The sequence below is a fragment of the uncultured Thermosynechococcus sp. genome (genome assembly GCF_937958135.1).
Classification (GTDB): domain Bacteria; phylum Cyanobacteriota; class Cyanobacteriia; order Thermosynechococcales; family Thermosynechococcaceae; genus Thermosynechococcus.
In genome coordinates this window covers 24,191-30,744 of record NZ_CALGOG010000003.1, presented here as the reverse complement: position 1 = coordinate 30,744, position 6,554 = coordinate 24,191, and the positions used below count along the sequence as shown (strand labels likewise).

At 54.1% G+C, this 6,554-nt stretch carries 4 protein-coding genes; 1 reads left to right on the top strand and 3 read right to left on the bottom strand.

The features are described 5' to 3' along the window. Positions 1-3,447: EAL domain-containing protein (locus Q0711_RS00490; protein WP_299041259.1), on the top strand; the 3,447-nt coding region annotated here is incomplete at its 5' end. Here Q0711_RS00490 and Q0711_RS00485 read toward each other — a convergent pair. The 3 genes from Q0711_RS00485 to rnz all read right to left on the bottom strand — a co-directional run bounded on the left by Q0711_RS00485 (position 3,444) and on the right by rnz (position 6,552). Next, positions 3,444-3,893 (bottom strand): hypothetical protein, encoded by a 450-nt coding sequence (locus Q0711_RS00485; protein WP_298615311.1) that lies wholly within the window; start codon positions 3,891-3,893, stop codon positions 3,444-3,446. The genes Q0711_RS00490 and Q0711_RS00485 overlap by 4 nt on opposite strands. A gap of 9 nt (positions 3,894-3,902) precedes the next feature. Further along, positions 3,903-5,072 (bottom strand): cysteine desulfurase family protein, encoded by a 1,170-nt coding sequence (locus tag Q0711_RS00480; RefSeq protein ID WP_298617220.1) that lies wholly within the window; start codon positions 5,070-5,072, stop codon positions 3,903-3,905. A 268-nt stretch (positions 5,073-5,340) separates the two neighbouring features. Further along, entirely contained in the window at positions 5,341-6,552 is a 1,212-nt protein-coding gene (gene rnz, locus Q0711_RS00475; protein WP_366519067.1) for a ribonuclease Z, read from the bottom strand. Positions 6,553-6,554: the final 2 nt, after the last annotated feature.

Below are 6,554 nucleotides of genomic sequence, written 5' to 3'. Positions count from 1 at the left end.
TATATTTGGCTAGAAACCCTCACACACCCCATTTGTGATGAGGCGGGAAATGTTTTATTTTTAGTGACCACGTCGCGGGATGTGACTCGCCGCCGTCAACTCGAACTTGAACTACAAGCCAATCAAGAGCTTTTAGAAGCTTTTTTTCAGCAATCCCTTGAGGCTTGTTTTTTCATGATGTTGGATCGTCCGATCCGCTGGGATGAGACGGTCAATAAAGAGGAAGTATTAGAGTATGTCTTCGATCATCAGCGTCTGACTCGGATCAATAGTGCCTTTGCCCAACAGTATCAACTGCCCGCTGAGGAACTGATTGGCCTGACGCCCCGTATTTGCTTTAGGGATAATCTTGAGCTTGCAAAACGACTGTGGCGAGCGATGTTTGACTTGGGTCGTTTTCACGTTGAAATTGAACTTCAGCGCCGCGATGGCAGCTCCTTTTGGGTGGAGGGGAACTATGTTTGCCTCTACAACCAAAGCAAAGAAATCATCGGCCACTTTGGCGTGCAGCGCGACATTAGCGATCGCGTTCGTTTTCAAGCGGAAATTGCCCAAAAAACGGCTGAACTAGAGTATTTCTTTGGCTCCTCCCTAGAGCTATTTATGATTGCCGATAGTGAGGGACGGCTGCGGCGGGTCAATCAACACTGGCAAACCTGCCTTGGCTATGACCTGAATCAGTTGGCCGGCGCAAAGTTTGAAGAATTTCTCCACCCAGAGGATCGCCCCCGCCAGCGGCAGATGCAGGAACGTCTCCTAGCGGGAGAGCAAATCACTAACCACACCATTCGCCTGCGCACCCAAGGGGGAGACTACCGCTGGTATGAATGGCAAGGGCTTCTCAGTCAAGGGCGCATTTATGGGGTCGCACGGGATGTAACAGAACAGCGCCAATTTAGCGATCGCCTGCAAGCGGCCTACAACCAAGTGGCCGATATTTTGGAGAGCATGTCGGATCACTTTTTTGAAGTAGATCGCAACTTTACGGTTATCTATGTCAACGGCAATTTTTGCCGCCTACTGGGAAAATCTGCCTCGGCGATGTTGGGGAAAAACCTCTGGGATCTCTTTCCCGATGCCCGCAACTCGATTTTTGAGAGCCAAAGTCGGCGGGCAATGGTAGAACAAATCCCCCTCCAATTTGAGATGTTTTGCCAGAGCTTAAACCAATGGCTGGCGGTGCGGGTGTTTCCCACCGGTCGAGGACTGGCGGTTTTTTCTCAGAATATTACGCTTCAGGTGGATTCGACCACTTCATTACGGCGACGACAAACCCAAGCAGAACTCCTCCATCGCCTAACACTGAATATTCGTCGTTCCCTTGATCTAGAGACGGTTCTCAAAACTGCTCTTGAGGAAGTTCGTCAATTGTTGGGGATCGATCGCACACTGATTTTTCAATTCTATGCTGATGGGCGGGGTGAAGTGGTCGCTGAATCAGTGGCGGCAGCACAGTTTTCCCTCCTGCACCGCACCTTCTATGACCCCTGCTTCCACCGCGAGTCTGCTGAAGCCTATGTCCAAGGACGGGTACTGGCGGTTGCCGATATTAACACCGCTGAAATAAGGCAGTGTCATCGCGACTTTCTCAGCCAATTGCAGGTGCGTGCCCTATTGGTAGTCCCGATTCTTGAGGAGGAACGCCTCTGGGGATTATTCCTGTGCCACCACTGCTCTTCTCCTCGACCTTGGGCAACCGACGAGATGGAACTGCTCCGCCAACTGGGGGAACAACTGGGCTTTGGCATCCACCGTGCCGAATTGGTAAGCGCCCTGCATCAAGAAAAGGAACGCTATCGGCGGGTTCTCGAAGCACAGACAGAACTGCTCTATCGTTGCACCCCTGAGGGACACTTGACCTTCGGCAATCCTGCCTTCTTCCGCTATTTGGCTGAGGCAGGGATCAGTTGTGACCTTGGGGAGCTGCTCCAACACCCGTTTGATACCCTCACACAGCAACGTTTCCAACAACACCTGCAAGCCCTTACCCCCACGCAGCCCATCAGCACAATTGAATGTGGCGTCACCTTTGGTGAAGGACGTTTTGCTTGGTTTGAATGGACTACCCGTGCCTTCTTTGACAACCATGGCCGCTGTGTTGAGTATCAATGTGTGGGGCGCGATATTACCCGCCGCAAGGAAATGGAGGATCGGTTAATTCACGATGCCCTCCACGATGCCCTGACGGGACTCCCCAACCGTACCTTGCTCCAGGAGCGCTTGCAGCATTGTTGGCGCCAGTATCAACGCCATCGGGATCGACCCTTTGCCGTTGTTTTTATTGATATTGATCGCTTTAAGCGGGTGAACGATAGCTTAGGGCACCAAGTGGGCGATCAGGTGCTCATTACCCTGGCGCAGCGGATGCAGAGTGTGGTGCCTGAGGGGGATACCTTAGCTCATCTAAGTGGTGACGAATTTGTGGTGCTGTGTGAAGACCTTGATCCAGAACAAATGGTGGCACAAGTGCAAGCACGGGTTGCCGATCTAGAGCGGGTGATTCAGGAACCGCTGATTATTGATGGTCATTTGTTGAGTTTGAGTGCCAGTATTGGTGTGGCTTTTAGCGATCGCGAGACTGCCTCCGCCGCTACCCTCTTACGGGATGCTGACATAGCCATGTACCAAGCCAAAAAACAGGGATTGGGGCAGTATCGCATCTTCGATCCCCAAATGCACACCCAAGCTCAGAGTTGCTTTACCCTTGAGAGCCAACTGCATCAGGCGATCGCCAACAGTGAGTTGCAAGTGTATTTTCAGCCCATTGTTGAGCTGGAGAGCGGGGCGATTGTCGGTCTTGAAGCCCTCAGCCGTTGGTTTGACCCGCAAAAGGGCGAAATTCCTGCCGCTGAATTTATTGTCCTTGCGGAGCAAACAGGTCTCATTGTCAGCCTTGGCCGACAGGTCTTTGAACGAGCAATCCAAGAATTCAGCCAGTGGCGACAACAGGACAGCCGTCGTCAGACCATCACCTTGGGCATCAATATCTCGCCGCAACAACTGGTGGATGCCCACTTTGTCGGTGACATTCTGGCGGCGTTGCGCAATGCCCAATTGCCCCCCCATCTTCTGCATCTGGAGATTACGGAAACAACAATGATCCGCAACCTTGAAGCCACATTACAGGTGGCCAAGGAACTACAACAACTGGGGGTTGCCCTCAACATTGATGACTTTGGCACGGGCTATTCCTCCCTGAGTCGGTTGCATCAATTGCCAATCCACGCCCTGAAAATTGATCGCTCCTTTGTCCAGAGCTTAGAGAACAGCCAAGCAGCCCAGGAAATTATCGGTGCCGTGATTGCCCTAGGCAAGAGTCTGCGCCTAGATGTGGTGGCAGAGGGGGTGGAAACGGCGACCCAAGCCGCCCAATTAATCAACCTCGGTTGTCGCTATGGCCAAGGCTACCTCTTTTATCCGCCATTGCCCATCGAGCGGTTGCCCTAGGATTTGCTGCTGGTATTTTCGTGGGGAATAAAGGGCAAACTTTCCCACCAACTTTGATAGTTTTTTGTTATTTCTTCCCACCAGTCGGTGGGCTGTTGAAGTGCTTGTTGTAGGCGATCGCGCTCCTGTTCAAGGCGTTGAAGATTCATCTCCAGTTGGTGATACGTCGTCTCTAGGGTGGTAAGTTGATGACTAAGGGCTTGATGTTGCTGTTGCCAGTAATCGCGCTCTCTCTGTAATTGTTGATTTTCTGCCACCGTTGCTTGAAGTTGTTGTTGGAGTTGATTGCAGTGATCTTGCAGCCTTGCTAATTTGGCTTCGAGGGTGGCTTTTTGCGAGGGGTATCGCAGCGATCGCAGAATTGTCCATAGCAGAATCAGGGTGGCAACCACGCCGTAGCTGGCCAGCGCCCAAGTCCCCTGTGCAGATAATGTCGCCCACACCATTGATCACCCCTAAGGAATAGACACCGCTAAAGAAGGCGCGATCGCCTCTGCCAAATATTGCCGCAGCACCATGGCTAACCAATCCACGTCGGCAGTTGTGGTCTCTCGCCCCAAGGTAATGCGAATTCCCGCTTTAGCCGTTTCCGGATCATAACCCATGGCCAAAAGGGTAGGACTAGGTTGAGTGTGGCCGCTTTGACAGGCAGAACCCGCACTAATGCCAATGCCTGCTAGGTTCAGTTGCCGCACCAAGGTTTTTCCATTCAAGGGCTGGCCGTGGCGATCGCGCACAATTAAACTCAGGTGATGGGGCAATCGCTGCCAAGGGTGTCCGGTGCGTTCCACTTGGGGATGATCCTGCAACTGCTGCCACAGGCGATCGCGCAGTTGGGCAAGGCGCATTGGTTCTGTCGCCAGCTCAGTCGCTGCCCACTCCGCCGCCACCCCAAAACCCACAAGGGTCGGCACTGCCTGGGTTCCTGCCCTCACGCCAAGTTCCTGCCCACCGCCGCGCAAGAGGGGTTCTAAGGGCACCCCCGATCGCACATACAGTGCCCCTGCCCCCTGAGGGCCGTAAATCTTATGACTGGACAGCGAGAGTAAATCCACTCCTAACCGCCGCACATCCAAGGGAACGCGTCCTGCCACTTGAACCGCATCCGTATGAAAGAGAACCCCGGCCTCACGGCAAATGGCCGCCAGCTCGGCAATGGGCTGGAGCGTGCCCACCTCACTTTGGCCATAGATAATCGAGACTAAAACCGTGTTCGGTTGAAGGGCTTGGCGCAACTGCGCAGGTTCCACCTGTCCCCAATGATTAACCGGTAAGCGGGTCACTTGCCAGCCTTGGGATTCTAGGGCACCCGCCGGTTTGGCCACCGCAGAATGCTCGACCGCGGAAATAATTAGGTGCTGGGGTTGGCGATAGCGCCGGCAGACGCCCCACAGGGCAAGATTGTCTGCCTCTGTGCCCCCAGAGGTAAAAATAATCTCCTCTGGTCGGGCGTGAATTAGGGCTGCCACCTGCATCCGTGCCTGCTCCAGGGCAATTGCCGAACGTTGCCCCCACTCGTGAATACTGGAGGGATTGCCCCACTGCTGTTCATAGGCCGCCACCATGGCCGCAATAGCTTCCGCTCGACAGGGGGTCGTCGCGCCATAGTCGAAATACAATTGCATGGGCAGGAGCCGCTCCCAAAAACCAATGGGGGAACCGTTGCAAGATCAAGTCCCTTAAGCCAATTGTAACCGATGATTCCCTCGTTCCTTTGAATACGGCGGATTAGCTCCAGCAGCATCATACCCTAGCCCCCTTGAAATTTGCCTGTATGCTTTTAACGATGCCAGTCCTTCCTAGGGCTTAACGGTGATTAACAGCACAACAGGACGTTGATCTCAATCAAAAGTTCCTATCAAGTTCCTGTTTAAGACTCAGAAGAATTAATCTTTAGAAGTGCACGTTGAGGGTGTCCCAGGCCACCTGTGGATAGAGGCGTTCGAGTTCCGCCAAGCAGGTGAATTTTTGCTGCCGCCGCCGCTCCAAAATTGCATTGGCTGTAACAGCATCAATTCCGAGTTTCTGCTGCATTTGTTGGCGGGTGGCACGGTTGATGGCGATCGCCGACAGGGTTTTCTTGGCAACGGCAACCCCTTTCTCCACCGGTTGGCTAGGAAGTTTCTCCTCTCTTGTTGCGGGGGGCGCAGGGTTCTCTGGCGGGGCTGCTTCACTGCCCTCGCGGGGGATCTCATAGTGGAGAAAATCCCACGCCAAGCGGGTATTGGGGAAAATGGCTTGTGCTTCCGCAAGCAGATCTTCCACCTGCAGCGGATTGCCGGGGGCGTAGCGGGCACTAAAGTGGGTGAGGAAGAGCAACTTCACTTGGGCAAAGGCCGCCACCTGAGCTGCCATTGTCGAGGTGGAATGCAGCCGCGCAAAGGCCAAGTCTGCCTCCCGATGGGAAAAGGTGGCCTCGTGAATGAGCACATCCGCCTGCTGAGCTAGTTCAACGGCGCTGTCACAAAATACTGTATCTGTGCAATAGACCATACTGCGTCCCCGCTGCGGTGGATCGCAAAAGTCGCGGCCATCGAACGTGCGGCCATCTTCAAGGGTAATGGTTTTACCCTGCTTGAGTTGACCATACAGTGGACCAGAGGGAATCCCTAGGGCTTGGGCTTTTTCCACATGAAAGCGACCGGGGCGATCGCTCTCCGTAACGCGGTAGCCAAAGGCGGGCACCCGATGATGCAGCAGCCGACAGGTCACCGTAAACTCGCCATCGCTAAAGACTTCCCCTGGCTCCACCGTATGCACCTGCAACTTGTAGGGGAGCCGCATGGCCGACCAGCGCAAACAACTTTCAACGTAGCGGTTTAAGGTCGGCGGGCCATAGACATCAATTTGACTCACCGTTCCCGCAAGACCGCAACTGGCCAGCAAGCCCATCAGCCCAAAGATGTGATCGCCGTGCATGTGGCTAATGAAAATTCGGCGGATCTGGCTGGTGCGCAGGTCGCTGCGCAGCAATTGGTGCTGGGTGGCCTCCCCGCAGTCAAAGAGCCAAATTTCCTTGCGCTGGGGGAGCCGCAGAGCAACGCTGGAAACATTGCGTGTGCGGGTGGGAACCCCGGAACTCGTGCCTAAAAATGTGATTTCCACGC

Excerpts from the sequence above, each read along its gene's own strand:
- Q0711_RS00485 (WP_298615311.1), bottom strand. The coding sequence starts at position 3,893 with ATGGTGTGGGCGACATTATCTGCACAGGGGACTTGGGCGCTGGCCAGC.
- Q0711_RS00480 (WP_298617220.1), bottom strand. The coding sequence starts at position 5,072 with ATGCAATTGTATTTCGACTATGGCGCGACGACCCCCTGTCGAGCGGAA.